Genomic DNA, 1,065 nt, shown 5'->3' on the forward strand with positions numbered 1-1,065 from the left:
GTATGACCTTGTCCCAGACCCTGCGCCAGGCGCCCACGACAGTGGGGAACTTCTGGCCCCAGGGCCCGGCTTCAAACGCAGTCAGCTCGGCCTCAGCGGCCTCGGCGCTCACCGCCGTGTAGATCGGCTTGATGGCCGTGGCCAGGCTCTTGCGGTCCTTCCATGACGCAAAGTCCAGGCTGCCCCGGATCAGATGCACGATGCAGGTCTGCAGCGTCGTGGCCGGGAACACTGCGCCCAGCGCCTCTGGCATGCCCTTGAGCCCGTCGGTGACGGCGATCAGGATGTCATGGACTCCGCGCGTCTTCAGGTCGTTGAAGACCTTCATCCAGAACTTGGCTCCCTCGGTGTTTTCGATCCAGATGCCCAGGATGTCGCGGCTGCCATCGGGTAGTACGCCCAGGGCCAGATAAACGGCCTTGGAGCGAACCACGGCTTCCTCGCGGATCTTGACCCGCAGCGCGTCAAAGAACACGACCGGGTACATCGACTCCAGCGGGCGACTCTGCCAGGCCGTGACCTCGCTCATCACGGCGTCAGTGACGCTGCTGATGAGGTCGGGCGAGACGTCCACCGAGTACATCTCGGAAAGAAAGCCCTGGATCTCGCGCACCGTCATGCCGCGCGCGTACATGGCGATGATCTTGTCATCAAAGCCCGTAAAGCGGCGCTCATGCTTGCCAATTAGTTGCGGCTCGAAGGTGCCCTCGCGATCGCGGGGGACGTCGATGCGCAAAGCGCCGACATCGGTGAGAACGGTCTTGGCGCTCTTGCCATTGCGGTGATTGGTGGCAGCCCCTTCGGGTTTGGCCTGACCGGGCGCGTAGCCCAGGTGGTGACTCATCTCGGCGCCCAGTGCGCGCTCCAATACGGCCTTCTTGAACTGCTGGAAGATGCCCTCAAGCTCGGCTGGCGTCACCGGCCCGGGGATCAGTTGCTCAAGCGCTGCGGCTGAGAATTGCGGCTGCGCCGCCTTGTCCGCTGCTGAGGTTGTCTTCGTCTTGCGTGGCATTCATGCTCCTTGTTGACATGCTATGCCTCACACACAAAACATCTGACAGGCTC

The 1,065-nt window shown here is 62.8% G+C and carries 1 protein-coding gene; it reads right to left on the reverse strand.

Going from position 1 to position 1,065, the window contains the following annotated elements; genetic code table 11:
- A partial coding sequence (locus AC07Z7_RS25085; protein WP_494768047.1) for an IS256 family transposase occupies positions 1-1,012 on the reverse strand: 1,012 nt, incomplete at its 3' end.
- Positions 1,013-1,065 lie beyond the last annotated feature (53 nt).

The sequence above is a fragment of the Acidovorax sp. GW101-11A03 genome (genome assembly GCF_059424825.1).